The 24213-nt window shown below is 70.2% G+C and carries 26 protein-coding genes, 1 tRNA gene and 1 other RNA gene; 16 read left to right on the forward strand and 12 right to left on the reverse strand.

Going from position 1 to position 24213, the window contains the following annotated elements; translation table 11 throughout:
* Nucleotides 1–6 precede the first annotated feature (6 nt).
* Together smpB and ssrA are read left to right on the forward strand one after the other, a co-directional pair.
* On the forward strand, nucleotides 7–486 hold the full coding sequence (smpB, locus tag HNP44_RS17205) for an SsrA-binding protein SmpB (protein WP_224648840.1): 480 nt from the start codon (nucleotides 7–9) through the stop codon (nucleotides 484–486).
* Nucleotides 487–802: 316 nt separating this feature from the next.
* Nucleotides 803–1173: a transfer-messenger RNA gene (gene ssrA, locus HNP44_RS17210) on the forward strand.
* Nucleotides 1174–1218: 45 nt separating this feature from the next.
* Here ssrA and HNP44_RS17215 read toward each other — a convergent pair.
* Nucleotides 1219–1428: an excalibur calcium-binding domain-containing protein gene (locus HNP44_RS17215; RefSeq protein ID WP_259142478.1), complete on the reverse strand. Its 210-nt coding sequence runs from the start codon at nucleotides 1426–1428 to the stop codon at nucleotides 1219–1221.
* 237 nt (nucleotides 1429–1665) lie between these two features.
* On the opposite strand from HNP44_RS17215, the gene HNP44_RS17220 reads away from it, so the two are divergent.
* A complete protein-coding gene (locus HNP44_RS17220) occupies nucleotides 1666–2613 on the forward strand; it encodes an esterase/lipase family protein (RefSeq protein ID WP_259142479.1) in 948 nt (315 codons plus the stop codon).
* A gap of 11 nt (nucleotides 2614–2624) precedes the next feature.
* Here HNP44_RS17220 and HNP44_RS17225 read toward each other — a convergent pair whose 3' ends face one another.
* The 5 genes from HNP44_RS17225 to HNP44_RS17245 all read right to left on the reverse strand — a co-directional run bounded on the left by HNP44_RS17225 (nucleotide 2625) and on the right by HNP44_RS17245 (nucleotide 6671).
* Entirely contained in the window at nucleotides 2625–3371 is a 747-nt protein-coding gene (locus HNP44_RS17225; RefSeq protein WP_259142480.1) for an esterase/lipase family protein, read from the reverse strand.
* Nucleotides 3372–3422: 51 nt separating this feature from the next.
* The gene (locus HNP44_RS17230; RefSeq protein WP_259142481.1) at nucleotides 3423–4346 is read right to left on the reverse strand and encodes a cation diffusion facilitator family transporter; all 924 of its coding nucleotides are present in this window, start codon (nucleotides 4344–4346) and stop codon (nucleotides 3423–3425) included.
* An 86-nt stretch (nucleotides 4347–4432) separates the two neighbouring features.
* A complete protein-coding gene (locus HNP44_RS17235) occupies nucleotides 4433–4837 on the reverse strand; it encodes a RidA family protein (RefSeq protein WP_259142482.1) in 405 nt (134 codons plus the stop codon).
* A gap of 59 nt (nucleotides 4838–4896) precedes the next feature.
* The gene (locus HNP44_RS17240; RefSeq protein WP_259142483.1) at nucleotides 4897–5643 is read right to left on the reverse strand and encodes an IclR family transcriptional regulator; all 747 of its coding nucleotides are present in this window, start codon (nucleotides 5641–5643) and stop codon (nucleotides 4897–4899) included.
* Nucleotides 5640–6671 (reverse strand): sugar kinase, encoded by a 1032-nt coding sequence (locus HNP44_RS17245; protein WP_259142484.1) that lies wholly within the window; start codon nucleotides 6669–6671, stop codon nucleotides 5640–5642. The genes HNP44_RS17240 and HNP44_RS17245 overlap by 4 nt, the downstream gene beginning before the upstream one ends.
* Before the next feature lie 119 nt (nucleotides 6672–6790).
* On the opposite strand from HNP44_RS17245, the gene HNP44_RS17250 reads away from it, so the two are divergent.
* The 7 genes from HNP44_RS17250 (at nucleotide 6791) to HNP44_RS17280 (ending at nucleotide 14470) form a co-directional block, all read left to right on the forward strand.
* The gene (locus HNP44_RS17250; protein WP_259142485.1) at nucleotides 6791–8044 is read left to right on the forward strand and encodes an amino acid deaminase; all 1254 of its coding nucleotides are present in this window, start codon (nucleotides 6791–6793) and stop codon (nucleotides 8042–8044) included.
* Nucleotides 8045–8056: 12 nt separating this feature from the next.
* A complete protein-coding gene (locus tag HNP44_RS17255) occupies nucleotides 8057–9658 on the forward strand; it encodes an N-acyl-D-amino-acid deacylase family protein (protein ID WP_259142486.1) in 1602 nt (533 codons plus the stop codon).
* Between the two features lie 2 nt (nucleotides 9659–9660).
* Complete coding sequence (locus HNP44_RS17260; RefSeq protein ID WP_259142951.1) at nucleotides 9661–10287, forward strand: bifunctional 4-hydroxy-2-oxoglutarate aldolase/2-dehydro-3-deoxy-phosphogluconate aldolase; 627 nt, start codon at nucleotides 9661–9663, stop codon at nucleotides 10285–10287.
* Between the two features lie 27 nt (nucleotides 10288–10314).
* On the forward strand, nucleotides 10315–11709 hold the full coding sequence (locus tag HNP44_RS17265) for a GntP family permease (RefSeq protein ID WP_259142487.1): 1395 nt from the start codon (nucleotides 10315–10317) through the stop codon (nucleotides 11707–11709).
* A 172-nt stretch (nucleotides 11710–11881) separates the two neighbouring features.
* Complete coding sequence (gene pgm / locus HNP44_RS17270; RefSeq protein WP_259142488.1) at nucleotides 11882–13522, forward strand: phosphoglucomutase (alpha-D-glucose-1,6-bisphosphate-dependent); 1641 nt, start codon at nucleotides 11882–11884, stop codon at nucleotides 13520–13522.
* A gap of 46 nt (nucleotides 13523–13568) precedes the next feature.
* On the forward strand, nucleotides 13569–14309 hold the full coding sequence (locus HNP44_RS17275) for a DsbA family protein (RefSeq protein ID WP_259142489.1): 741 nt from the start codon (nucleotides 13569–13571) through the stop codon (nucleotides 14307–14309).
* An 88-nt stretch (nucleotides 14310–14397) separates the two neighbouring features.
* A tRNA-Ala gene (locus HNP44_RS17280) sits at nucleotides 14398–14470 on the forward strand.
* 131 nt (nucleotides 14471–14601) lie between these two features.
* Here HNP44_RS17280 and HNP44_RS17285 read toward each other — a convergent pair.
* Nucleotides 14602–14895 carry a DUF1330 domain-containing protein gene (locus HNP44_RS17285; RefSeq protein WP_259142490.1) on the reverse strand — a complete coding sequence of 98 codons (294 nt, stop codon included), beginning with the start codon at nucleotides 14893–14895 and terminating at the stop codon, nucleotides 14602–14604.
* A 116-nt stretch (nucleotides 14896–15011) separates the two neighbouring features.
* Here HNP44_RS17285 and HNP44_RS17290 point away from each other — a divergent pair, with 116 nt between their 5' ends.
* The gene (locus HNP44_RS17290; protein WP_259142491.1) at nucleotides 15012–15257 is read left to right on the forward strand and encodes a DUF2630 family protein; all 246 of its coding nucleotides are present in this window, start codon (nucleotides 15012–15014) and stop codon (nucleotides 15255–15257) included.
* A gap of 103 nt (nucleotides 15258–15360) precedes the next feature.
* Here HNP44_RS17290 and HNP44_RS17295 read toward each other — a convergent pair whose 3' ends face one another.
* Nucleotides 15361–15825 (reverse strand): NUDIX domain-containing protein, encoded by a 465-nt coding sequence (locus HNP44_RS17295; protein WP_259142493.1) that lies wholly within the window; start codon nucleotides 15823–15825, stop codon nucleotides 15361–15363.
* A 61-nt stretch (nucleotides 15826–15886) separates the two neighbouring features.
* Between HNP44_RS17295 and HNP44_RS17300 the strand changes: the two genes are divergently transcribed.
* On the forward strand, nucleotides 15887–16600 hold the full coding sequence (locus tag HNP44_RS17300; RefSeq protein ID WP_259142495.1) for a FadR/GntR family transcriptional regulator: 714 nt from the start codon (nucleotides 15887–15889) through the stop codon (nucleotides 16598–16600).
* 17 nt (nucleotides 16601–16617) lie between these two features.
* Complete coding sequence (locus HNP44_RS17305; RefSeq protein ID WP_259142496.1) at nucleotides 16618–17475, forward strand: sterol desaturase family protein; 858 nt, start codon at nucleotides 16618–16620, stop codon at nucleotides 17473–17475.
* Here HNP44_RS17305 and HNP44_RS17310 read toward each other — a convergent pair.
* Entirely contained in the window at nucleotides 17406–18656 is a 1251-nt protein-coding gene (locus HNP44_RS17310; protein WP_259142497.1) for an MFS transporter, read from the reverse strand. The two genes, HNP44_RS17305 and HNP44_RS17310, sit on opposite strands and share 70 nt — an antisense overlap.
* 315 nt (nucleotides 18657–18971) lie before the next feature.
* Between HNP44_RS17310 and HNP44_RS17315 the strand changes: the two genes are divergently transcribed.
* Entirely contained in the window at nucleotides 18972–20117 is a 1146-nt protein-coding gene (locus tag HNP44_RS17315) for a copper resistance D family protein (RefSeq protein ID WP_259142498.1), read from the forward strand.
* Here HNP44_RS17315 and HNP44_RS17320 read toward each other — a convergent pair.
* Genes HNP44_RS17320 through HNP44_RS17330 form a run of 3 tightly spaced genes read right to left on the reverse strand, consistent with a single transcriptional unit; the run spans nucleotide 20114 to nucleotide 21550 of the window.
* Nucleotides 20114–20806, reverse strand: coding sequence for a GNAT family N-acetyltransferase (locus tag HNP44_RS17320; protein WP_259142499.1), 693 nt, complete (start codon nucleotides 20804–20806; stop codon nucleotides 20114–20116). The genes HNP44_RS17315 and HNP44_RS17320 overlap by 4 nt on opposite strands.
* A gap of 27 nt (nucleotides 20807–20833) precedes the next feature.
* Nucleotides 20834–21226 carry an SRPBCC family protein gene (locus tag HNP44_RS17325; RefSeq protein WP_259142500.1) on the reverse strand — a complete coding sequence of 131 codons (393 nt, stop codon included), beginning with the start codon at nucleotides 21224–21226 and terminating at the stop codon, nucleotides 20834–20836.
* Nucleotides 21227–21550, reverse strand: coding sequence for an ArsR/SmtB family transcription factor (locus HNP44_RS17330; RefSeq protein WP_259142501.1), 324 nt, complete (start codon nucleotides 21548–21550; stop codon nucleotides 21227–21229). It abuts the gene before it with no gap.
* Nucleotides 21551–21683: 133 nt separating this feature from the next.
* On the opposite strand from HNP44_RS17330, the gene HNP44_RS17335 reads away from it, so the two are divergent.
* Both HNP44_RS17335 and HNP44_RS17340 read left to right on the forward strand, forming a co-directional pair.
* A complete protein-coding gene (locus HNP44_RS17335; protein ID WP_259142502.1) occupies nucleotides 21684–22724 on the forward strand; it encodes a hypothetical protein in 1041 nt (346 codons plus the stop codon).
* Nucleotides 22725–22863: 139 nt separating this feature from the next.
* The gene (locus tag HNP44_RS17340) at nucleotides 22864–24168 is read left to right on the forward strand and encodes a UDP-glucose dehydrogenase family protein (RefSeq protein ID WP_259142503.1); all 1305 of its coding nucleotides are present in this window, start codon (nucleotides 22864–22866) and stop codon (nucleotides 24166–24168) included.
* Nucleotides 24169–24213: the final 45 nt, after the last annotated feature.

The raw sequence follows: 24213 nt of genomic DNA on the forward strand, positions 1-24213 counted from the left end.
ACGACGATGGCGAAGGAGAAGGGGCGCTCGGTGATCGCGAGCAACCGCAAGGCGCGCCACAACTACGCCATCCTCGACACCTTCGAGGCCGGCGTCGTGCTGGTGGGTACCGAGGTGAAGGCGCTCCGCGAGGGCAAGGCCTCCCTGGTGGACGCGTACGCGACGATCGACGACGGCGAGGTCTGGCTGCGTGGCCTGCACATCCCCGAGTACGGCAACGGATCGTGGACCAACCACACGCCGCGCCGCACGCGGAAGCTGCTCATGCACCGGCGCGAGATCGATTCGCTGACCGGCAAGATCCGCGAGGGCAATCAGACCCTGGTGCCGCTGTCGATGTATTTCAACGAGGGCCGGGTCAAGGTCGAGCTGGCGCTGGCCAAGGGCAAGCAGGACTACGACAAGCGGCAGGACATCGCCCGCCGCACCGCCGAGCGCGAGCTCGTCAAGGAGCTGGGCCGGCGCGTCAAGGGCATGCGCGGCTGATTTCTTTCCGACGGTGCCCGGCGTGGCGCGTTGAGTTCCGGTCTTGACGGGCGTTCACTTGAGATACGAGTTACTGATGTGACTGGTGGGACTCAAGTGAGGAGCGGATCCATGAGTGTCGAGAACCGGGCCAAGGTCGTTTCGCTGGCGCATCGCGTCGGAGCGGTGCTGCTCACCGTGCTGATGAACATGAATGCCTCCGCCGCCGGCGTGCGGCTGCGCACCGTCTGATAATCGCTGGACAGCCACCGATGCCGGTGCGGTAGTATGGAACTTCCACTCCGCAAGGGATGGGCTTCCGCAGAGCGGACGATGAGGGGCCGATCGGTTTCGACTTCGTTTGTTGACGCGGGGGAAGCGTGCCGGTGCAGGCTGGAGACCACCGTAAGCGTCGCAGCAACCCTATAAGCGCCGATTCCAATCAGCGCGACTTCGCTCTTGCTGCCTAAGTAGCAAAGCGAGTCTGTCAGCCCGGGTTCGCCCTCGGCCCGGTTCCTGGCATCAGCTAGAGGGATTCACCTCACGGTGCGGTCGCGGCATCGTGAGGGACATCAAACAGTGACTGGGATCGTCATTCCGGCTCGTCCGTGAGACCGGAAGATCCGAGTAGAGACAGAGCGGACTGCGCACGGAGAAGCCCCGTAGAAATGACGGAGGACCCGGGTTCAATTCCCGGCGGCTCCACAGCGAAGCGCCCCCGGCCACCGGCTGGGGGCGCTTCCGTGTCTGGTGCTACTTCTTCACCTCGCAGGCGATGCCGTCGCCGTCACGGTCGAGGTGGGAGCCGTAGCCGGGCTGGCCCTTGAGGATCGGGGCCTTGCCGGCCTGGCGCACCTCGGTGCAGTTCTTGTACGCCGGATCGGCGTGCGAGACGGCGGCCGGGGCGGCGATTGCGGCGATCGAGAACGCGGCGACGACGACGCGGGTGACGATGGTGGACATGGGGTACTCCTGCAGACCGGGGGAGCGACGACTGCGGGACGGTCCCTCTCTCGCAGTTCCTATGGTGTACGCGTTTGCGGCAGCAAGCCGTTTGTCGGATATAGGTAATTAGCCGGGAAAGTGACCGCATCGCACGATTCGTGAGCGAGGAGGCGTCGTCGCCCCGCTGGATATCTGATGGAACAAGTTCTAGAAACGTCTCCCGGTGTGCGAGAGGCTGGACTATCGTCCGTGATCATGAACCTGCGTTCCGTATGGCGACGGGCGGTCGTCGCGGCGGCCGGAATCGCGCTCCTGGTGGCGGCACCGTCGAACGCGGCGCCGCTGCCCGAGAATTTCAATTTCTTCGGCGGCATACCGTCGGAGCTGACGAACCCGAACGGCTCGCTGCCCGGGACGAACGATTACTCCTGCAGGCCGACGGCTCGCCACCCCAACCCTGTCGTGCTCGTGCACGGCACCGGCGGCGGCTCGCAGACCAATTGGGGCGCCTACGCGCCGCTGCTCAAAAACAACGGCTACTGCGTCTTCTCCTTCACCTACGGCGCGCTGCCCGGTGCGCCGTGGCCGGCGAATCAGATCGGCGGGACTCGTCCGCTCGTCACGAGCGCGCAGCAGCTCAAGGAGACTGTGGAACGCGTTCTTGCATCGACCGGCGCGAAGAAGGTCGATCTCATCGGTCACTCGCAGGGCACGCTCATGCCGTCGTACTTCGTGAAGTACCTGGGCGGCGCCGACAAGGTGGGCAAGTACGTCTCGCTCGCGCCGCTGTGGCGCGGCACGGGCGGCGATCTCGGGCGGGCGGCGTCGGTCTTCGTGCGCGGCCTTAACGTCCGTGATCCGTACTTTCCGGTGTTCGAGTCGATCGGCGACATGCTGCCGGGATCGCGCTTCCTCGACAAGATCTGGGCCGACGGCACGCCCTACGTGCGCGGCGTCGAGTACACGAACATCTCCACCCGCTTCGACGAGCTGGTGCTGCCCTACACGAGCGGCCAGCTCGACGGCCTGCCCGGAACCAAGGTCACCAACATCGTCGTGCAGGACACCTGCGGCCAGGACTTCTCCGACCACCTGGCCATCGCGGGCTCCCGGCGCGCGGCGTACTTCGCGCTCAACGCCCTCGATCCGCAGCATCCGCGGCCGGTGCCCTGCTACGTGGTGCCGCCCTTCACTGGCGCCTGACCCGCTGGCGGCTAGCCCCCGCTGGCGGCCCGGCCCGCCGGGTACAGCGTGTTCTCAGCCTGGATCGATCCGGCGGCCTCGTTGGCGTGCACGCCCTCGCATCGTCCGGCGACCGCTGCCTGGACCTGGGCGATGACGCGTGGGTCCACGGGCTCGACGGTGTGGTCCAATCCGCCGTTCCCGGTGGCCGACGGGACGGGCGTCATCCGGCACTGCGGTCCGGTGATGCGGCCGTCGGCCCACTCCTTGGCGCTCCGGATCGAGAAGTACTGCGTGGGACCGACGGCCCCGACGCCGCTGTTCAACGTGGCGAGGAAGCCGGATCCGGGGCACACCTCGCGGGCGGTGCCGGACTGCGAGCAGGCGGCGGGACTGCCGTACTGCGCGGTGCCGATCGCGACGTAGTGGGTCACCTTCGGGGCTCCGCCCAGCGCCTTGAGGTAGTAGCGGGCGCTGAGGCCGCCCACGCTGTGCCCGACGAGGGAGACGGGGCCGCCGCCAGCCCTCGCCCGGTCGACGGCCGCGCCGATCGCGGTGGCGTCGGAGCGCAGGTCGAGTCCCCGCAGGTTCAGTACCTCGACGCGCGACCCGGATCGCTCGAGGGCCGCCTTCATCGGCTGGTACGGCAGCGCGCCGATGTACTGGCCGGGAACGATGACGACGGTGCCCTGTGCGGGCGCGGCGGCAGCGGGTGCCGCGAGGGCGCCGGTCGCGGCGACGGCCGCCGCCAGGGCGAAGAAGGAGTGTCCTGCAATCATGCAGGGGAGCCTAACCTAAACAACCAGGGTTGAGAAGGATCGTGTCGCGGCTCACTCCGAGCGGTACGCCTCCCCGTGGGGCTCGTCGCAGTGGTCCTCGGCGCCGTCGTGATCGACCTGGAGGGTCGCGTGCTCGATGCCGTACTCGTCGTGCAGCATGCCGCTGATCTTCGAGCGGACGGCGTGGCAGTCCGCGGCCGCGTCGACGAGCACGTGCGCCGACAGCGCGGGCTGGCCCGACGTGATCTCCCAGATGTGCAGGTCGTGCACCTCGGTCACGGACGGGACGGCCGCGACGTCGCGCCCGACCTCGGCGGGGTCGATGCCCTCGGGTGCGGCCTCGAGGAAGATCCTCCCCGACGCCTTGACCAGCCCCCAGCCGGCCTTGAGCATGAGCGCCGCGACGACCAGGGCGGCGATCGCATCCGCCTGGCCCCATCCGGTGGCCCAGATGATCGCGCCCGCGATGGCGGTGGCGATGAAGGCGTACAGATCGTTGAGGATGTGCTGGTAGGCGCCCTCGACGTTGAGGCTGGTGCGGTTGGCCCGCCGGATGCACCACGTGGCCGCGAGGTTCACGACGCAGCCGGCGAGGGCGGTGAAGAAGACCAGCCGGCCATCGACGTCCGGCGGCGTGATGAGTCGCGAGATGCCCTCGTAGACGAAGAACGCCGCGAGGAGCAGGAGGGTGATCCCGTTGGCCTGCGCCGACAGGATCTCCACCCGCTTGAGACCCCAGGTGTACCCGCCCTTCGCCGGCTTCGCGGCGATCTTGATCGCGACCAGCGCGAGCACGATCGCCGCGGCGTCGGTGAGCATGTGCGCGGCGTCGGTGATCAGCGCGAGCGAGCTCGCGATGATGCCGATCGTCACCTCGATCGCCATGAAGCCGACGATGAGCGCCAGGGCCAGGCTCAGCCAGCGCTTGTCGGCGTCCGCCGACACCCCGTGGTCGTGTCCCGCGTGTCCGCTCATCTCAGCTCCGCCCCTTGTCCGATGAGATCACCGGACGAACATACATGGCTGTATGCGCATGTATCAATGGCGGAGTGTTGCGACGATCAGTCGATCACGGCGAGCGCGTCGATCTCCACGAGCATGACCTCGTGCGGGAGGTCGACGAAGACCGTCGTGCGGCAGGGGAGTGCGGCGCCCTCGGGCACGTTCTCGGCGATGAACGCGCCGTAGACCTCGTTCATCGGGGCGAAGTCGTCGCGCGTGGTGAGGTAGACGCGGAACATGAGCACGTCGGCCACCGAGGCGCCGCCGGCCTCGAGGATCGCCTTGACGTTCTCCAGGGTGCGCCGGGTCTGCTCCTTGACGTCGCCTTCGGCGATGTACTGGTTCGTCGCCGGGTCCATCGGGCCCTGGCCCGAGACCTGCAGCAGGTTGCCGCGGCGCACGCCCTGGGAGAAGAAGTGGGCGGGAGCGGGCGCGTCGGTGGTGGAGACGGCGGTCGCGGTCATGGTGGTGATTCCTTTGCTCTCGTGAGTGTTTCGGTGTTTCCCCGGGGTGTCCGGGAGGTTCAGCGCGGGCGGTACCCGCAGTCGCGGGAGATGGCGGCGCACGTCGCGCGCAGCGGCTCCAGCAGGCCCAGTAGCTCGTCGAAGGGCAGGACCACGTCGGGCACCGACACCGACACCGCGGCGACGACGGTGCCGCTCGCGTCGCGGACGGGCGCGCCGATGCAGTTGATCGTGGGCTCGTTCTCCTCGCGGTCGACCGCCCATTCCTGCGCGCGGACGCGCTCGATCTCGGCGAGGTAGTCCTCCGGGGTCACGATCGTGTTCGGCGTGCGCCGGGTGAAGTCCATTCCGGCGACGAACCGGCGCAGTTCGTCGTCGGGCAGCGTCGACAGCATGAGCTTGCCGACCGCGCTGGAGTTGAGATTGACCTCCATGCCCACCCGCGAGTACATGCGGATGAGGTCCCGTGACTCCAGCTTGTCGATGTAGACGACGGCGTCGCCCTCGCGGGCCGCGAGGTGCGTGGTCCGGCCGTACTCACGGTTGAACGCCACGAGGTGGGGCGCGGCGATCTCGCGGATCCCGCGCTGCTCCGAGGCGCGTGCCGCCAGATCGAAGACGCGCGATCCGAGGTGGTACCGATGCGCCTCGTCGTGGTACGCGAAGCGCGCTTCGGTGAGTGGGCGCAGCAGGCGCAGCACGGTGGTCTTGTGCACGCCGAGCTCGTCGGCGAGCTCGTCCAGCGAGGCGGGTCCCTCGCCCAGCAGGCGGAGGATCTCCAGCGCGCGGGTCAGGCTCTGGCTCATGGTGATCCGCTCTCGCGGGGCGGCGGGAAGTCCGCGTCGCCCACGCGGATCCCGTTCGGGCTGATGTGCGCGGCGGACCAAGTGTCGTCGTCACAGGTCAGCAGCGCTGTCATCGCCTCGGGCGGCAGGGTGGCGAAGTCGGCGCGCACCGTCAGGGTCGCCGCGGCGCCCGCGTGCCCGCGGCGCAGGCAGCTGCGCATGTCCTCGTCGTGCGCGAGCCCGTGCAGGAAGCCCGCGGCGAAGGAGTCGCCCGCGCCCACAGGCTCGACCACGTCGACGGACAGTGCGGGGACGGTGATCTGCGCGCCCGCGCGGTCGATCGCGATGGCCCGGATGGCACCGTCCTTGACGACGACGGTGCGGGGCTCGGGTAGGAGGGTCCGCACGTCGGCGGGGGAGCCGATCCCGAGCACGCGCTCGGCCTCGTCGGATCCGACCAGGACGACGTCCGCGGAGCGGGCCAGCTCGATGACCAGGGACGGGTCGCCGTCGGGCCAGAGCTGCTCGCGCCAGTTGACGTCGAAGGTGACGGTGCCGCGCACGCCCGTTCGATCCCGGAGCAGGGCGCGGGTGAGGTCCGCACACGATGGGGACAGGGCCGGGGTGATGCCGCTGGTGTGCACGATCCGGGCTTGTCCGAGGGCCGCGGCGATCGTGGGGCGCGTCAGGAAGTCGGGGCCCATCGCCGCCGCCGCGCTGCCCGCGCGACGGTAGGTGCTGGCGGTCGCGGGCTCGCCGTCCGCGTCGACGCCCTCGGTCTTCGCGTACCGGCCGGTGAACCCGTGGTCGTCGACCTCTATGCCGTCGGTGAGCACGCCGTGCGCGCGCAGGTGCTCGACGATCCGTCGCCCCTCGGTGTCCCCGCCGACCCGGCTGAGGAAGGCCGTGGGCGTGCCCAGGACCGCGGTGCCGGCGGCGACGTTGGCCTCGGCGCCGCCGGCGTGCATGGCGGGAGCGGGCGCGTCCAGGTCGGCCGCCGCGACCAGCGCCAGCGGTTCCCCGAGGCACGCGATCCATGCTTCCGTCACCGGTCGTACCGCTCTTTCATCTCGTGGTTGTGCAGGTCCTCGCAGCAATGCTAGCGTCTGTGACACGCATCACGCAACGGTGATTGCATCATACGCAACGTAGCAGATTGGGATGCACGATGACCAACGGGAACGGCGCGCGGCCGACGGTGTTGAGTGTGCTCGACAAGGCGGTGCCCGCGTGGGCGAACTGCATGGGCACGGCCGACTTCCTCGCTCGCACACCGCGGCTCTCGGAGCTCTCGACTCCGGTGCTGGTGCTCGACCGGGCGGCGATGTCCGACAACGTCGCCGAGTTCGCCCGGTGGACCGCCGCGCACGGATTCGACCTCGAACCGCACGGCAAGACCACGATGGCGCCCGCGCTCTGGCAGGACCAGCTCGATGCGGGGTCCACCGCCATCACTATCGCCAACCTGCCGCAGCTGGAGGCAGCCGTTGCCACGGGCTTCCGGAACCTCCACGTGGCGAACGCGATCGCCGATCCGGCCGGCATCCGGTGGCTCGGCGAGGCACTCGACGCCGACCCCGGGCTCGAAGTCACCCTGTGGGCGGACGGGCTCGGCACCGTCGACGTGCTCGACCGCGGCCTCGCCGAAGCGACCCGGCAGCCCACCGTGCTCGTCGAGCTGGGCGGCCCCGGCGGCCGCACCGGCGCGCGCACCGTCGACGAGGCCTTCGCGATCGGCGAGCGCATCGCCGCCTCCCCGCGGCTGCGCCTCGGCGGCGTCACCGGCTACGAGGGCGCGTTCGCGCACGACACCTCGGCCGCGGCGCTCGGCACCGTCGACGACTACCTCCGCACGCTGAAGGACCTGCACGCCCGGCTGCGTCCGCTGTACCCGGAGGGCCGCATCGTCGTCTCCGCCGGGGGCAGCGCCTATTTCGACCGCGTCGCCGCCGTCCTGGGCGACATCGACGACGCGCGGATCGTCGTCCGCTCGGGGGCGTACATCATCCACGACGACGGCTTCTACCGCGGCATCACGCCGTCCGGTCGCGAGGCCGACGCACCCCGGCTGCGGTCGGCGATGCACGTCTGGGCCCGCGTCATCTCGCGGCCCGAGCCCGGCCTGGCGCTCCTCGACGTGGGCCGCCGCGACGTCTCCTTCGACGAGGGCCTGCCCGAACCGCAGGTCGCCGCACCGGGACTCGGCGAGCCCGCCCGCCCACTGAAGGCCGAGATCTCCGCGGTCAACGACCAGCACGCCTTCCTGCGGCTGCCGGCCGGCGACCCGCTCGCCGTCGGCGACGTCGTGCGGCTGGGCTTGAGCCACCCGTGCACCGTCTTCGACAAGTGGCGCGTCATCCCCGTCGTGGCCGACGACAGCGAGGACCCGCAGGTCGTCGACATGATCTCGACGTACTTCTAGAGCGGGGCCATCATGCACGACACATTGATCCGCGCCGCCGCCGTCGTCGACGGTACCGAGGCGCCGCGCTACACCGCGGACGTCGCGATCACGGGAGGCGTCATCACCGCGATCGGCGCCGACCTCGGGCCGGCGCACCGCGTCATCGACGCCGACGGTCTCGTCCTGAGCCCGGGCTTCATCGACATGCACGCGCACTCCGACCTGCAGGTCCTCCTCAACCCCGAGCACCCCTCGCGGATCACGCAGGGCGTCACGTGCGAGGTGATCGGCCAGGACGGGCTGAGCTACGCCCCCGTCTCCGACGAGACGCTCGCCGTCGTGCGGCGACAGATCGCCGGGTGGAACACCGATCCCGAGGGCTTCGACTTCTCCTGGCGCACCGTCGGCGAGTACCTGGACCGGCTCGACGCGGCGGGCACCGCCACCAACCTCGCTTACCTCGTGCCGCACGGCCTGCTCCGGGCCCTCACGCTCGGCTTCGGCGACGGTGTCGCGTCCCCGGCCGAGGTGGCGCGGATGCAGGAGATTCTGGCGCAAGGCCTGCGGGAGGGCGCCGTCGGCCTGTCCACCGGCCTCACCTATACCCCAGCGATGTACGCCGACGACGCCGAGTTGGCCGCGCTCATGCGCACCACGGGCGAGTTCGGCGGCTACTTCTCGCCGCACCACCGCAGCTACGGCGCGGGCGCGATGGAGGCCTACGCCGAGATGATCGACCTGTCGCGGCGCACCGGCTGCCCGCTGCACCTCGCGCACGCCACCCTCAACTTCGGGCCCAACAAGGGCCGCGCGCCCGAGCTCCTGGCGCTGCTCGACGAGGCCGTCGCCGCGGGCGCTGACGTCTCCCTCGACACCTACCCGTACCTGCCCGGCGCGACCACCCTGGCCGCGATCCTGCCGAGCTGGGCCGCGGCGGGCGGCGCCGACGCGACGCTCGCGCGCCTGCGCGATCCGCAGGATCTCGCCCGCATCCGGGAGCACCTGGAGCACACCGGATCCGACGGCTGTCACGGCGTGATCGCCGAATGGAACACCATCGAGATCAGCGGCGTCGGCACCGACGCCCTGGCCGGCTACGTGGGCCGCACCATCGAGCGGATCGCCACCGACGAGGGGCGCGACCCCTTCGACGTGTGCATCGGGATCCTCCTGGACGATCGCCTCGCCACCGGGATCCTGCAGCACGTCGGGCACGAGGAGAACGTGCGCGCCATCATGGGCCACCCCACGCACACCGGTGGCAGCGACGGCCTGCTCGTGGGAGGCAAGCCGCACCCGCGGGCATGGGGAACTTTCGCCCGTTACCTCGGCCACTACAGTCGTGAGCTGGGGCTGATGAGTCTCGAGGAGTGCGTGGGCCACCTCACCGGACGCGCGGCCCGGCGCCTGAACCTGGTCCGACGGGGCCTGGTCCGCGAGGGCTACGCCGCCGACCTGGCGCTCTTCGACCCCGACGCGGTCATCGACCGCGCCACCTACGACGCCCCGCGCACGCCCGCAGCGGGATTCACACACGTCCTCGTCCGCGGGGTACCCGCGCTCGACGACGGCAACCTCACCGGCGCGCTCGCGGGCGGCGCGCTGCGATTGACCGAAGAAGGGGTCCTGTGACCGTGACCGAACAATCCGCGCTGCTCGATGCGCTCGCCGCCGACCGGGCGCTCACCGTGGTGCGCGCCCCCGAACTCCCCGACGCGGCGGCTCTGTGCCGCGCGCTCGCCGAGGGCGGGATCCGTACCGTGGAGCTGACGTTCACCACGCCCGGGGTGCTCGGCCACCTTGAGCGCGCCGCCGGCGTCGAGGGTACGAACCTCGGCGTGGGCACGGTGCGCTCCGCCGCGCAGGCCCGCGACGCCGTGAACGCCGGCGCCCGCTTCCTCGTGACGCCCGACGTCAACGAAGAGGTAGCCCAGGCCGCCCGCGACCTCGGCGTGCCCGTCTTCCTGGGCGCGCTCACCCCCACGGAGGTGGCCCGTGCGGCCGCGCTCGGTTCGGTGGCAGTGAAGATCTTCCCCGCCCGCGCCTTCGGGCCGGGGTACCTCAAGGACCTGCACGGTCCGTTCCCCGGCCTGCCGCTCCTCCCGTCTGGCGGGGTCAGCGAGGCCAATGCCCGTGAGTTCCTGGGTGCCGGCGCTGTCGCCGTCTGCGCCGGCACGTCCGTCGTGCCCCCCGACACCGTCGCCGCCGGCGACTGGGCCGACATCACCCTCCGCGCCGCGCGTTTCGTCGCAGCGCTCTGATCCCCTTCCAGAACGGGAGTACCACTCATGTCCTCGGCCATCGACTGGCTGCAGCACGACACCGGAGGTCTGCTGACCCTCGCGGCGGTGTCGATCGCGGTCCTGCTCTTCCTCATCATCAAGGTCAAGCTCGAACCCTTCATCGCATTGATCATCGTCTCGGTGGGCCTCGCGCTGGTCGCGGGTGTCTCCGTCGAGAAGCTCGTCGGATCGCCGCAGAAGGGCGCGGCGCAATCGATCCTGGAGACCGGATTCGGAGGCATCCTGGGGCACATCGCCCCGATCATCGGCCTCGGCACGGTGCTCGGCGCCATCCTGGAACGCTCCGGCGGCGCCGACGTGCTCACCAGCTGGCTCTTGAAGCTGTTCGGCCCCAAGGGCGCGCCGCTCGCAATGGGCGTCACCGGCCTCATCCTGGGCATCCCGGTGTTCTTCGACATCGGCATCTTCATCCTGGCACCGCTGGTCTACGTCTGCGCCAAGCGTGGCGGCAAGTCGCTGGTCATGTACGCGATGCCGATGCTCGCGGGCCTGTCGATGACGCACGCCTTCCTGCCCCCGCACCCGGGACCGGTGGCCGCAGCCGGCCTGCTGCACACCTCGCTCGGCTGGATCATCGTCATGGGCCTCGTTTGCGGCATCCCGGCGTGGTTCGCCTCGGGCGTCGTATGGGGTACGTGGATCGGCAAGCGCGTCATCGTCGACGTGCCGGAGGAGTTCGTCCCCGAGGAGGAACACGCGAGCAAGGACAAGCCTCCGCTCGCGCTGATCGCCTTCATCATCGCGGTGCCCATGCTGCTGATCCTCGGCGGCACGTTCGGCTCGGTGTGGTTGACGTCGGGCACGAAGCCCTTCGCGATCCTGGTCTTTCTCGGCACGCCCGCGATCGCCCTGACCATCGCCGTGGTGATGGCCTTCTACCTGCTCGGCATCCGGCGCGGCATCAACGCGACCCAGCTCGCCGAGATGACGGGCGCGGCGCTCAAGCCGATCGGCATGATTCTGCTCGTGGTCGGCGCAGGCGCACTCTTCGGCGCGGTCCTGCGGGCGACCGGTGTCGGCACGGCGCTGACGGAGTCGATGTCGAACCTCGGCCTGCCGCTCATCGTGACCGCCTACCTGGTCAGCTGCGCGCTGCGCGTCGCGCAGGGCTCGGCGACGGTGGCGATCACCGCGACCGCCGGCATCATCGGCGACACCGTGGCCGCGGGCAATTTCTCCCAGGCGCAGATCGCGCTCATCGTGATCGCGATCTCGGCGGGCTCGATCATCCTCAGCCACGTCAACGACGGCGGCTTCTGGATCGTCGCGAAGTACTTCAACATGACGGTCAAGCAGACCCTCATGACCTGGTCGGTGCTGGAGACCATCCTCTCGGTGGTGGGCTTCGCGATGGTGCTGATCGTCTGGGCGATCGTCTGACGGCCGCGGCGTCGCGACGGTCCACCGTCGCGACGCCGCGTCGCCGTCTCGCCACCGCTGCTACCGCCGGTGCGCCGGATTACCGCGCGCGGAACCCGTTTCGGCGATACGTTGGACGACAGCGGCCGTGCGATCCGCGGCCGCGTTCCCGCACTGACGAGGTGGACTGAAGATGGCTCATGCGCGCGCCGGCCAACCGGCTCTTCCCGAGGACCTGATCGACGTCGAAGCTGTACGTGCAGCGTATTATTCGGTCGCGCCCGACCCCGGCGATCCGGATCAGCGGGTCGCCTTCGGCACCTCGGGGCATCGCGGCACGTCGCGCAGCGGCAGCTTCAACGACAATCACATCGCCGCGACCACGCAGGCCATCGTCGAGTTCCGTGCCGCGGAGGGGGTGCGCGGCCCGCTCTACCTCGCGAAGGACACGCACCTGCTGTCCGGCCCTGCCTGGGAGACGGCCGTCGAAGTGCTCGCGGCGAACGGCGTGGACACGCTCATCGACCACGACGACCGGTATACGCCGACGCCGGCGCTCAGCCACGCGATCCTCACCTTCAACCGCAAGCACGGCGGCGTCGAGGCGGACGGCATCGTCGTCACACCGTCGCATAACCCGCCCGCGGACGGCGGCTTCAAGTACAACCCGCCCACCGGCGGCCCCGCCGACACCGACGCGACGTCGGTGATCGCCGCCCGCGCCAACGAGATCCTCGAGGGTGGCCTGCGCGACGTGCGCCGGATCCCGCTGGCGCAAGCGCTCGCGTCGGACGCGATCCAGCGCTTCGACTTCCTAGATTCCTACGTCGGCGACCTGCCGTCGGTGCTGCACCTCGACAAGATCCGCGACGCTGGCGTCCGCATCGGCGCGGACCCCCTCGGCGGCGCGGCCGTCGGCTACTGGGGCGCTATCGGCGACCGCTACAACCTCGATCTCACGGTGGTCAACCCAACGGTCGACCCGCAGTTCGCATTCATGACGCTCGACACCGACGGCAAGATCCGCATGGACTGCAGCTCGCCGAACGCGATGGCCTCGCTCATCGCGAACAAGGACCAGTACGACATCGCGACCGGCAACGACGCGGACTCCGACCGGCACGGCATCGTCACCCCCGACGGCGGGCTGATGAACCCGAACCACTACCTCGCCGTCGCGATCGACTACCTCTTCGCGTCGCGGGGCGGCTGGCGCGACGACGCAGCCGTCGGCAAGACGCTCGTCAGCTCGTCGATGATCGACCGGGTCGTGGCCGAGCAGAACCGGAGGCTCCTGGAGGTCCCCGTCGGTTTCAAGTGGTTCGTCCCGGGCTTGCTCGACGGGAGCGTCGGCTTCGGCGGCGAGGAGTCCGCCGGCGCCTCCTTCCTACGGCACGACGGCTCCGTGTGGACCACCGACAAGGACGGCATCATCCTGGCGCTGCTGGCCTCCGAGATCCTCGCCGTCACCGGCAAGAGCCCGTCGCAGCACTTCGCGGTGCTGGGGGAGCAGTACGGCGTGCCCGCCTACGCCCGCACCGACGCGCCCGCCGGCCGCGAGCAGAAGGCCGTCCTGGCGAAGCTCTCGCCCGAGCAGGTCACCGCGGACGAGCTCGCCGGGGAGCCCATCACCGCCAAGCTCACCCGCGCGCCCGGCAACGGCGCGCCCATCGGCGGCCTCAAGGTGACCACGGAGAGCGCGTGGTTCGCGGCGCGGCCGTCGGGTACGGAGGACGTGTACAAGATCTACGCCGAATCCTTCCGGGGGCCGGAGCACCTCGCGCAGGTGCAGGCCGAGGCGAAGGCGCTCGTGGACGGCGTTCTGGGCTCCTGACCGCGCCTGACCTGCGCACTCGCCGGCGGCCGCTATTGTGGTCGGCGTGAGCAAGGGTAAGAACGCGAAGTACGTTCCCGCGAAGCAGTCCAACACCACGACCTACGTGCTCGGCGGCATCGCCGTGCTCGTGGTGATCGTGGTCGTCATCGGCGGCGTCCTGCTGCTGAGCAAGAAGGAGGGCACGCCTGTCGACAAGGCGCAGGCCGCCATCGACAAGGCGACCCCGGTCTTCGTCCTCGGGAAGGCCGACGCCCCGACGAAGCTGACCTTCTTCGAGGATCCGTACTGCCCCGCCTGCGGCAACATGGAGCGCCAGTACGGCGAGCAGATCACCAAAGCCGTCGAGGACGGCAAGCTGCAGATCAAGTTCTTCATGCTGTCGTTCCTGAACCGCAACAGCCCGTCGGGTGACTACTCGGACCGCGCCGCCGGCGGCCTGCTCGCCATCGCCAAGTCCTCGCTTCCCGATGACCAGAAGCAGAAGGCGTGGTTGGGCGCCCACACGGCGATGTACGCCAACCAGCCCGAGGAGGGCGAGGGCGACAAGACCAACGCCGAGATCGCCACGATGCTCGCCGACGGCTCCAAGGCCAAGGGCGTCGAGCTGCCGGCCGACGTGGTCAGTGCCATCCGGGACGGCAAGTACACCGTCGAGTCCGCGCAGAACGCCGGCGCGGGCAGCCAGCTGATGCAGGACATCGGCAGCACCGGCACGCCGACCGTCGTGCACAACGGCGACAAGATCACCGTGCAGGGCGACTGGCTGACGCCGCTGCTGAAGTAAAACCGACACTGACCAGCTGATTTGGTGCACGAGAGCTGCCTCCTGTAATGTTCTCCGGGCGGGAAACCGCAGGTGAACAACGCAATACGGGGCTATGGCGCAGCTGGTAGCGCACCACACTGGCAGTGTGGGGGTCAGGGGTTCGAGTCCCCTTAGCTCCACCCGAAAATTCCCCTCCGACGCAGGTCGGAGGGGAATTCTTCGTTTCCGGGGTTCGACGGTCCGCCGTGGCCTTCGTGTTCTTGCCGCCGGAGCCGGGTGGCCGGAAATCGCGCGGCCGCGCAGAGGTGACTCAGTCCAGTCCCTCGACGATGCGGAAGTCGCGCTCCACGCCGTCGCCGAGGGCGGCAAGGGCCTCCTGGTAGGCGGCGCTCTCGCGGGCGGCGACCGCCTGCTCGAAGCTCTGGAACTCGATCACGATCGTGCGCTCAGCGACGCCGGCCTCGTATGCGACCACGCGGCCGTCGCGGGAGAGCAGCCGGCCGCCGCCAGCGGCGACGGCGCGGGCCGCCAGCACGTTGTAGGCCTCGACCTTGTCGGTATCGAGAATCGCGCGGTAGTTGCTGACCCAGTAGCCCTTGGCCACGGTGCCTCCTGTACTTGGAGTGGTTGTCCGCGATCGGACGCGCTTGCGCCGAGGGTTCGGCGGGGCACGTCGATTGTGGCCCCACGCTGCTCGGCGATCAGTGGCAGGATCGGAACATGACCGACGACGCAGTACACACCCGGATCGACGCCCTTATCGCGGAGGAGCACACGCTCCGGGAGAAGCTCGGCGCGGGCGAGATCAGCGAGAGCGAGGAACACGCCCGGCTCCAGGTGCTCGAGACCCAGTTGGACCAGGCCTGGGATCTGCTCCGCCAGCGCCGCGCGCGCCGTGAGTTCGGCGAGAATCCGGACGGTGCAGCGACCCGATCGGCGAACACCGTGGAGAACTACCGCAACTGACGACCCGTCAGGGGACTGGTGCCAGCATCCAGTGCCGGGTCGAACCACATCGCCGTGGCCGCCGCCGGAGCCTCGCTCGCCTGCGCCGTCGGCGCCTGGACGCTCACGCTCCGGACAGGTGCTCCCGCAGCCGATCGAGGAACGCCGACTGCGCCTTCACCAGCTTCTCCGCGGCCTCCTCGGGGCTGAACCAGCCGGCGCGGTCGATCTCGGGGAAGCTCTGCATCTGGCCGGAGCCGCGGGGCCACTCCAGCTCGAACTCGTTGGAGCTGATCGTCTCCGCGTCGAAGTCGCCCTCGCGGGCGAAGACCGTCACAGTCTTGCCGCCGGACTGCCGGACGGAGCCCAGCGGCACCGTCGGGCCCGTTGGCGCGGGGGAGCCCATCTCCTCGGCGAACTCGCGCTCCGCGGCGGCAAGAGGCTCCTCGTCGGTGTACAGCCCCTTGGGGATCGACCAGGCGTGCGCGTCCTTCCGGCTCCAGAACGGGCCGCCCATGTGGCCGAGCAGCACCTCGACAGCGTCGTCGGTGCGACGGAACAGCAGGAGCCCGGCACTGGTCGTGGTCACGTCCCCAGTGTGCACCTCACACAACTGGTCCAACCAGTTGACCAGGGGCTGCAGTCGTGCCATGCTGCTCGCCATGGACGTCACCCCCATCGCCAGGACGGCGGTCTCGGACGAAGTGCTCGCGCGCATCGTCGACGAGATCCTGTCCGGGCGCCTCGCCCCGGGCGAGCCGCTGCCCGCGGAGCGCGAGCTCGCCGAGCGCTTCGGCGTGAACCGGCACGCGATCCGCGAGGCCCTCAAGGGCGTGCGGCAGGCGGGGCTGGTGCATATCGCGCAGGGCGGCAAGACCCGCGTGCTCGACTGGCGCGAGAGCGCCGGGCTGGACGTGCTCAGCGCCGTCGCCGCTGCCGGCGTCGTGCCCCCACTGCGGGTGCTGCGCGACGTCACCGAGATGCGCCGCACGATCGCCGCCGACGCCGCGCGGCTGTGCGCCGAGCGCGCGACCGCGGAGCAGAAGGCCGCGATCGTCGCGCTCGCGCAGGGCTATCCGGACGGCGGGTACGCCGCCGACGCCGCCTTCTGGACCGCCGTGATCGACGGCTCCGGGAACCTCGCCTACCGGCTCGCGCTCAACACCCTCCTCGCCGGCATGCGGGGCGTGGGGCAGCAGACCTTCGGCGCCCTCGGGCTCGACGGTGAGCTGCTGGACCGGCAGGCGCACCTCGACCTCGCCCGGCACATCGCCGACGGAGACGGTGCCGCTGCCCACCGCAAGACCTCCGACCTGCTGGCCGGCGTGGTCGCCGCGCTCGACGCCGTCTCGGCGAACTCGTAGAAAGCACCGATGCCATCGTGTTCGACCTCATCCGCGCCGCCATCCCGGTGTTCGTGCTCTGCCTCGCGCTCGAGTACCTGTCCTTCCGCTTCCGGCCGGACGACGACGAGCTCGGCTACGACCTGCGCGACGCGCGCACCAGCCTCACCATGGGGATCGGCAACGTGGTCATCAACCTGGGCTGGAAGCTCGTGGTACTGGCGGCGTTGGCCGGCGCGTACCTGATCGCGCCGGTGCACCTCCCGGCGACGAACCCGCTGACCTGGGTGCTGCTCTTCGTGGCCGACGACCTGGCCTACTACTGGTACCACCGCACCCACCACACCGTGCGCGTCCTGTGGGCGAGCCATGTGGTGCACCACTCGAGCCGGTTCTACAACCTCTCGACCGCACTGCGGCAGACCTGGACGCCGTTCACCGCGCTGCCCTACTGGATCCCGCTGGCGCTGATCGGCATTCCGCCGTGGATGATCCTGCTGCAACAGTCGGTGAGCCTGCTCTACCAGTTCTTCATCCACACCGAGCGGGTCGGGAAGCTGTGGCGGCCGATCGAATTCGTGATGAACACCCCGTCGCACCACCGCGTGCACCACGGCTCGAACGCGGCGTACCTCGACCGTAACTACGGCGGCATCCTCATCGTCTGGGATCGCCTGTTCGGCACCTTCGAGCCCGAGGGTGAGCGGGTGCGCTTCGGGCTGACGAAGAACATCGAGACGCACAACCCGCTGAAGGTCGCGACCCACGAGTACTCCGCGATCCTCGCGGACGTGCGCGGTACGCGCTCCTGGCGCGCGCGATGGGGCTACGTGGTGAAGGGGCCGGGCTGGTCGCCCGCAGCGTCAGCGCTGCCCGCGGCGGCGTCGGCCGACTGACGCCGCGAGAGCACGGCGTTCGCGCCGCCTGCACCCAGCACGACGAGGGCGGCGACTAGCGGCGCGCACTGTGCCACCGCGGTGCCGAAGTTCTCCGCGAGCGCGCCGTTCACTGCCGACGCCAGCGACTGGCCCAGGATCAGGCTGCTGCCGAGGATCGTCATGACGGTGGCGGAGCGGCCCAGCGGGCTGCGCTCGGCGCCCAGGCTGAACTCGGTCACCAGGGTCGGGCCCACGCCGATGCCCGCGATGGCCAGGCCGGCCACGAGCAGCGGGAGCGAGGGCGCGGCGGCGATCAGCACGGCGCCGGCCACGAGCACCGTCGCGAAGCTCACCCACCGCGCCGCGATGCTGAACCGCTCGGGGAGGAGCGCGGAGCCGAGCGCGAGTGCGGCGGACCCGACACCCATGACGCCGTAGAAGAGCCCGGCGGACGCGGCGTTGCCGGTGTCGCGCATGAAGGCCGTGAGGCCGGTGAGGGTGGAGCCGAAGAACAGGCCCATGCCGAAGACGCCGGCGATCACGGTGAACAGCAGGGGGTTCGCGAGCTCGCGCGCCGGCGCCTGGACGACGGCGCCGTCGCCGTGCTGCTCGGGCGCCCGGCCGCTGGGGTGCAGGGCGAAGGCCGAGACGAAGAGCACCGTCAGCACGGCCGCGCCGATCATCGGGGCGGCGGGCGACATCGTGGTCGCGAGCAGGCCGACGATGACCGGGCCGAAGACGAAGATCACCTCGTCAGCCGCGGATTCGTAGGCCATCACCGAGAGCAGAGTGCGCACCCGCCGGCCCTCGGGGAGCTTCGTGGTGATCATGGTGACCAGGCGGCTGCGCGACATCGGCCCGACCTGCGGGGCGCTCGCGCCCACCAGTGCGGCCGAGGCGAGCACCACCCAGCCGGGTAGTGGGCTGAAGACGACCCACGTCATGAGCAGCAGCGCGAGACTGTTCGCGACTCCCGCGGCGAGCACGGCCCGGCGCTGGCCGAACCGGTCCGCCGCCGCGCCGACGAGCGGACCGATCGCGGCGGAGCCGATGCCGACCATCGCGGAACTCAGCCCGCCGAAGGCGAGCGAGTCCCGGCCGGCGACGACCAGGGTGAGGACGCCGACCACCATCATGGCGAACGGGAGCCGCGCGACGAAGGCGACCGGGAAGTAGCTGCGCCCGGCGACCGACAGCAATGTCGGTGCGGAGGAAGGAGTCTCCTGGGGGGGACGTCTCGTGGGACATGGTGGCGGTCACCGTCGTCGGGCCTTTCCGCGGCGCGGCGGCCGCCATCGTTTCGACGTGCCGCCTTGGGTGCCCGGAGGCCGTGCCAGGTAGATACACGGAGCTGTCGCCGCGACGCCATCGCGGCCGAATCATCCTATCAATTCTCGGCCGAGAATGTCCGCGCGTCGGAACCGGATACGTTGTCAAAACTAATAAAACCCCAGGTAAAAAGGGGTTTTGTCCGATTGGTCACACCGGATAAGTAAGGCTAGTCTCACTCGACTATGACGAGCCTTACCTTGCATCTCGCGGCGGCCGCTCCGGCCGCCCCTCCGCTGTGGCGCATCCTCACGCAGATGGGGTACTTCGGCGCCCTGGCGCTCGCCGGCGGGCTGTTCCTCGCACTCGCCTTCCTGCTTCCGGCCACGGCGCGGGGCGGCGCGGCCGAGCGTGCCCAGCGCGGCCTTGCGCCGTACCTCGCAGCCTTCACCGCGGTCGCCGCCTACGCGCAATACGCGGGGCGCATCGCGCGGAGCAAGCTGGGGATCTCGTTCGCCGAGTCGCTCTCGCCGGCCCGATTCGGCGCGTACCTCGACCTGCCGAAGGAGAAGGGCGCGTGGATCTCGGGCGCTGCGATGGCCACGGTGCAACTCGGCCTCTTCGCACTCGCGGTCGTGCTCCTGCTGGTCGTCTGGCGGCTGCGCGGCCGCTCGATGGCCTTCGCGGCGACCGCGGGCTTCGCCGTCGTGATGCTCGCGGCGTCGGCGCCCAGCCTCACGACCGCGGTGGTGGGCATGGACGCCGCCGCCAACCGCGTACTCAAGCTCGCGCACATCCTGGCCTGCGTCGTCTGGCTCGGCGGGCTGTTCGTGCTCGCGGCGGCCGGCCTCCGCGCTCGACGCTCCGGGATCGACGGTGCCGGCGCCTTCGAATGCATGTGGGTCCGGTTCAGTGCGTGGGCGATGGGCGCCGTTATCGCGGTCGGTGTGAGCGGGCTCTGGCTGACGTGGGTGCACGTCGGCTCGTTCGCCCAGTTCGTCACCACGCCGTACGGGCGGTACCTGCTCATCAAGCTGGTTCTCGTCGCGGGGATGGTGGCCGCAGGCGTCTACAACGTGCGGGTGCTCATCCCTGCGATCCGCCGGGCGCGCCTCGCCGGCGATGAAGACACCGTCGTCCGGCTGGCCCTGCATCACTTCCCGAAGGTGGTCACGGCCGAGGCCGTCGCCGGCATCGGCGTGCTGGTGATCGTGCCCTTCCTGTCCGGCTCCGCGCGCAAGCAGGCCGACGGTGCCGCCGCCGGCCCGTTCGATTGGGAGACCTTCGGTATCGGCGCACTGCTCGTGGTGCTGCTGGTCGCCGCGTGCGCGGCCGCGGTTCGGCTGGGCTCGGAGCGCTCGGCCGGCGCCACGGGTGCTCCCGCGGCCTAGTTCCTAGCCGCCGGGACGCGGATCACTTCGAGAGGCACCGTGATCGTGTGGTGGAAGCCCATGGCGTCGTAGAGCTTCTGCGCCGGGTTGTCGTCCGAGGTGTGTAGGAAGGGGACGTCGCCGCGCTCACGTATACCGTGGGCGACGGCGCGGATCAGCCTGGAGGCCAGGCCCCGCCCCCGCGCTCCGGGCGCCGTGCACACCGCGCTGATCTCAGTCCACCCCTGCGGGTGCATCCGCTCGCCCGCCATCGCGGTGAGGGTGCCGTCGCCGTCCCGGATGCCGAGGTACGTGCCCAGCTCGATGGTGCGCGGCAGGAACGGGCCGGGCTTGGTCCGTTCGACGAGCGCGGTCATCTCCGGGACGTCAGCGGCGGTGAGGCGCACGGCCTCCGGCTCCGGCGCGGTCTCGACGGCGCTGCCGTCGTACTGCACCAGGCCGATCGTCTCCACGACGGTCCATCCCGCGGGGAGCGGTGCCGAGCGGTCGCGCAGCAGGGCGATCCGGTCCGCGCCGGTCAGGCGCGCGACGTCCGCGTAGTCCTCATCGGTGAGCTCGCGCGGGTGGCCGTAGAACACCGAGACGTCCGGGTGGTACCGCTGGATCCGTCCCGAGGCCTGCCGGAACCGCGCGTGAGGGCCGGCGAGGGCGGAGTTGACGGGGTCGGCGAGAACGGTGCGCTCGGTCACCAGCCGATCATGGCAGACGTGCCGTCGTCAGAGCGCGGCGGCGGTCTCCGCGAGGCGCGGCAGCACGACGTCGCGCCACCCCGGACCCATGCGTTCGAAGGCGGCGGCCATCCGCGTGTCATCGAGGTCGAATCCGCTGTGTTCCAGGAGGACGCGGGTGCCCCGTCCCTCGGGTTGCAGGGTCCACGCGAGGGTCCACGCGGGAGTGAAGGTGTACACGAAGCGCTCGGGCGGAATCGATTCCAGGACTCGGCACGGCTGCGCGCCGAAGCCCGGCATGTCCAGGGTGAATTCGTGGCCGACCTCGGCCGCGATGTCGCCCTTCGCCCACCATCGGCGCACCAGCTCCGGTTCGGTCAGGGCACGCCACACCGCGGCTGGCGTGGCGGCGACGAACTGATCCAATGTGATGGTGGTCATTCACAACTCCTCTGCGACGTCGGCGAGCGCGGACAGGCGTGCGCGCCAGAACTTCTCGAACGGGTGCAACCAGTCGCGAAGGTCCGCCAGCGGCTCGGCTGTCAGCCGGTAGATCCGACGTCGGCCGTCGGGGGAGTCGGCGACGAGTCCCGCGCCACGGAGCACCTTGAGGTGCTCCGCCACTGCCGGGCGGCTCAGCGAGAACCGCTCGCTGAGCTCGCCCGCGGCGCGCGGCCCCTCGGCGAGGATGCGGAGGAGTTCGCGGCGAACGGGATTGGCGAGCGCGAGGAAGACGCGATCGGTTCTCTCTGTCCCGGTGGTCACGCCGTTGAGGATATGTCGGAGATTTCCGACGTGTCAATGTGCGACACGAGCGGTCGCCCAGTTCGCCTCCGCCCCCGCTCAATGAGTGAATTCACCTCGGATCCTCTCACTGCTCCCCCTACGATGGGCGGCTATGGACCTCAAGGGCATCGTCACCACACCGCTGCGCGTCGCTTTCTCGACTGCCGACGCCGCGATGTCGGCGATCGAGGGCGGCGTCGCCGTCACCCGATTCGCCGTGCAGAACGTCGATACGGAAGTAAGTAACGCGCTGCACATGGAGGCGGGGATGTCCTCAGCCACGCCGATGCAGCTATTGCAGCGCCTCGCCTCGCTGCTCGAACCCGACCGTCCCGTCGGCATCATCCTCTCGCGCGGCGGGCCCCTCGATCGCGTGCTCAAGCCCGGCGGCGTCGTCGACCGGCTCACCGAGCCCGGAGGCATGCTTGAGAAGCTCACCGCGGCCGGCGGCCTCCTGGACCAGGCCACCAAAGAAGACAGCCCCGTGACCCGCCTCACGCAGGAGGGTGGGCCGCTGGACCGGCTCACCCGCCCCGGCGGCGTCGTCGACCAGATCACAGAGTCCGAGGGCGTCCTCGAGCGCCTCACCTCCGAGGGCGGCGTGATCGACAAGCTCACCGCACCCGACGGTGTCCTCGAGAAGCTCATGTCCAAGGACGGTGTTCTTGACAAGCTCACCGAGAAGGGCGGGGTGTTGGACAAGCTGGCCGCCAAGGACGGTGTCCTCGACAAGCTCACCGGCCAGGACGGCTTCATCGACAAGCTCACCGAGCCCAACGGGGTCATCGACCGGGCGATCGCCGACGGCGGCATCGTCGACCAGCTCCTCGGGCAGGAGGGCGCCATCGAGCGCGCCATCGCCCCCGGCGGGACGCTGGACGCCGTCTCCCAGCTCCCCGACGTCGTGGCCGAGCTCAACGAGGCCGTCGCGCTGATGGCTGCGGCGGTGAACCCGATGAGCGACCTGGTCAACCGTCTGCCCAAACGCATCCTCAAGGGCCGCGAGGGCCGGGAGCCCCGCCGCGGGTCCTCCTCTTACGACGGTGCGCCCTCGTCCCCGTCTGGCCCGGCAGCGCCGGCGCCCCGACCGAGCGCGCCCGCACCCCGTCCCGCGGCGCCCAAGACGGACGGTCCGGCCGCTCCGCCCCAGTAACGCCGAGGCGAACCCGAGGCCACCCCGAGGCGAACGCGGGGGATCGCGTCGGGCGCGCTCGTGAATCTCCGCGTAACCCTTGCCCAACTCCGGCGCGCGGCCCTTCCGTGTCGCCCCGGTGCCGACCTACTTTCGGCGCATGAAGATCACAGTGCTGGGTACGGGGTACCTGGGAGCCACGCACGCGGCGTGCATGGCGGAGCTGGGCCACGAGGTGCTCGGTGTCGACGTCAACCTCAGCAAGATCGCCGCGCTCTCGGAGGGCAAGGTGCCCTTCCATGAGCCGGGGCTCCCCGCGGTGCTCAAGCGGAACATCGAGGCCGGCCGGCTGCGCTTCACGGACTCCTACGAGGAGGCCGGCGCTTTCGGCGACGTGCACTTCATCGCCGTGGGCACGCCGCAGCGCAAGGGCGAGTTCGCGGCCGACATGACCTACGTGAACTCCGTGATCGACTCGCTCGTGCCGCACCTGCGCCGCGACGCGGTGATCCTCGGCAAGTCGACGGTCCCCGTCGGCACCACCGCCCTGCTCCGCGCCCGCGCCGCCGAGCTGGTGCCGGCCGGCGTGAGCGTCGAATTCGCCTGGAACCCCGAGTTCCTGCGCGAGGGCCACGCCGTTATGGACACCCTTGAGCCCGACCGACTCGTGCTCGGTGTCGAGCCCGGCGGCCGCGCCGAGGAGGTCGCCCGCGAGGTATACGCGGAGATCCTCGCCCGCGACACCCCGTTCTTCGTCACCGACACCGCCACCGCGGAGCTGGTGAAGATCTCCGCGAACGCCTTCCTGGCGACCAAGATCTCGTTCATCAACGCCGTCGCCGAGGTCTGTGAGGCGGCGGGCGCCGACGTAGTGGCCCTCGCCGACGCGATCGGCGTCGACTCTCGCATCGGCCGCAAGTTCCTCGGCGCCGGAATCGGTTTCGGCGGCGGCTGCCTGCCGAAGGACATCCGCGCCTTCATGGCCCGCTCGGGCGAGCTCGGCGCCGGCCACATGCACGGCCTGCTCCGCGAGGTCGACGCCATCAACATGAGCCGCCGCACCCGCATGGTGGACCTGGCGCGGGAGGCCTGCGGCGGCTCGCTGCTCGGCGCGAAAGTCGCGGTGCTCGGCGCCGCCTTCAAGCCGGACTCCGACGACGTGCGCGACTCGCCGGCGCTGAACATCGCCGGCCAGATCCAGCTGCAGGGCGCGGCGGTCTCGGTGTACGACCCCGAGGCGATGGACAATTCGCGCCGCGTCTTCCCGACGCTGGACTACGCCACCACCGCGCTCGAGGCATGCGAGGGCGCCGACGTGGTGCTGGTGCTCACCGAGTGGACCCAGTTCCGCGAGCTGGACCCGGCGGTGGTCGGCGCGGTCGTGCGCAACCCCGTGCTGCTCGACGGCCGCAACTGCATGCCGTCCGCCGCGTGGGTCGCCGCTGGCTGGGAGTATCGCGCCTGACGTCGCCGCTGGACAGTTCGAGTGCACACTCGTACACTCGATCTT

The sequence above is a fragment of the Tsukamurella ocularis genome (genome assembly GCF_024807615.1).
GTDB classification, from domain to species: Bacteria; Actinomycetota; Actinomycetes; order Mycobacteriales; family Mycobacteriaceae; genus Tsukamurella; species Tsukamurella ocularis.

Bases quoted from the DNA above. Each gene is read 5' to 3' on its own strand.
- HNP44_RS17325 (WP_259142500.1), bottom strand. From the start codon at position 21,226: ATGACCACCATCACATTGGATCAGTTCGTCGCCGCCACGCCAGCCGCG.
- HNP44_RS17220 (WP_259142479.1), top strand. From the start codon at position 1,666: ATGAACCTGCGTTCCGTATGGCGACGGGCGGTCGTCGCGGCGGCCGGA.
- HNP44_RS17215 (WP_259142478.1), bottom strand. From the start codon at position 1,428: ATGTCCACCATCGTCACCCGCGTCGTCGTCGCCGCGTTCTCGATCGCC.
- HNP44_RS17255 (WP_259142486.1), top strand. From the start codon at position 8,057: ATGCACGACACATTGATCCGCGCCGCCGCCGTCGTCGACGGTACCGAG.
- HNP44_RS17300 (WP_259142495.1), top strand. From the start codon at position 15,887: ATGCTGCTCGCCATGGACGTCACCCCCATCGCCAGGACGGCGGTCTCG.
- HNP44_RS17335 (WP_259142502.1), top strand. From the start codon at position 21,684: ATGGACCTCAAGGGCATCGTCACCACACCGCTGCGCGTCGCTTTCTCG.
- HNP44_RS17240 (WP_259142483.1), bottom strand. From the start codon at position 5,643: ATGAGCCAGAGCCTGACCCGCGCGCTGGAGATCCTCCGCCTGCTGGGC.
- pgm (WP_259142488.1), top strand. From the start codon at position 11,882: ATGGCTCATGCGCGCGCCGGCCAACCGGCTCTTCCCGAGGACCTGATC.
- HNP44_RS17235 (WP_259142482.1), bottom strand. From the start codon at position 4,837: ATGACCGCGACCGCCGTCTCCACCACCGACGCGCCCGCTCCCGCCCAC.
- HNP44_RS17225 (WP_259142480.1), bottom strand. From the start codon at position 3,371: ATGATTGCAGGACACTCCTTCTTCGCCCTGGCGGCGGCCGTCGCCGCG.
- HNP44_RS17265 (WP_259142487.1), top strand. From the start codon at position 10,315: ATGTCCTCGGCCATCGACTGGCTGCAGCACGACACCGGAGGTCTGCTG.
- HNP44_RS17230 (WP_259142481.1), bottom strand. From the start codon at position 4,346: ATGAGCGGACACGCGGGACACGACCACGGGGTGTCGGCGGACGCCGAC.
- HNP44_RS17315 (WP_259142498.1), top strand. From the start codon at position 18,972: ATGACGAGCCTTACCTTGCATCTCGCGGCGGCCGCTCCGGCCGCCCCT.
- HNP44_RS17250 (WP_259142485.1), top strand. From the start codon at position 6,791: ATGACCAACGGGAACGGCGCGCGGCCGACGGTGTTGAGTGTGCTCGAC.
- HNP44_RS17340 (WP_259142503.1), top strand. From the start codon at position 22,864: ATGAAGATCACAGTGCTGGGTACGGGGTACCTGGGAGCCACGCACGCG.
- smpB (WP_224648840.1), top strand. From the start codon at position 7: ATGGCGAAGGAGAAGGGGCGCTCGGTGATCGCGAGCAACCGCAAGGCG.
- HNP44_RS17290 (WP_259142491.1), top strand. From the start codon at position 15,012: ATGACCGACGACGCAGTACACACCCGGATCGACGCCCTTATCGCGGAG.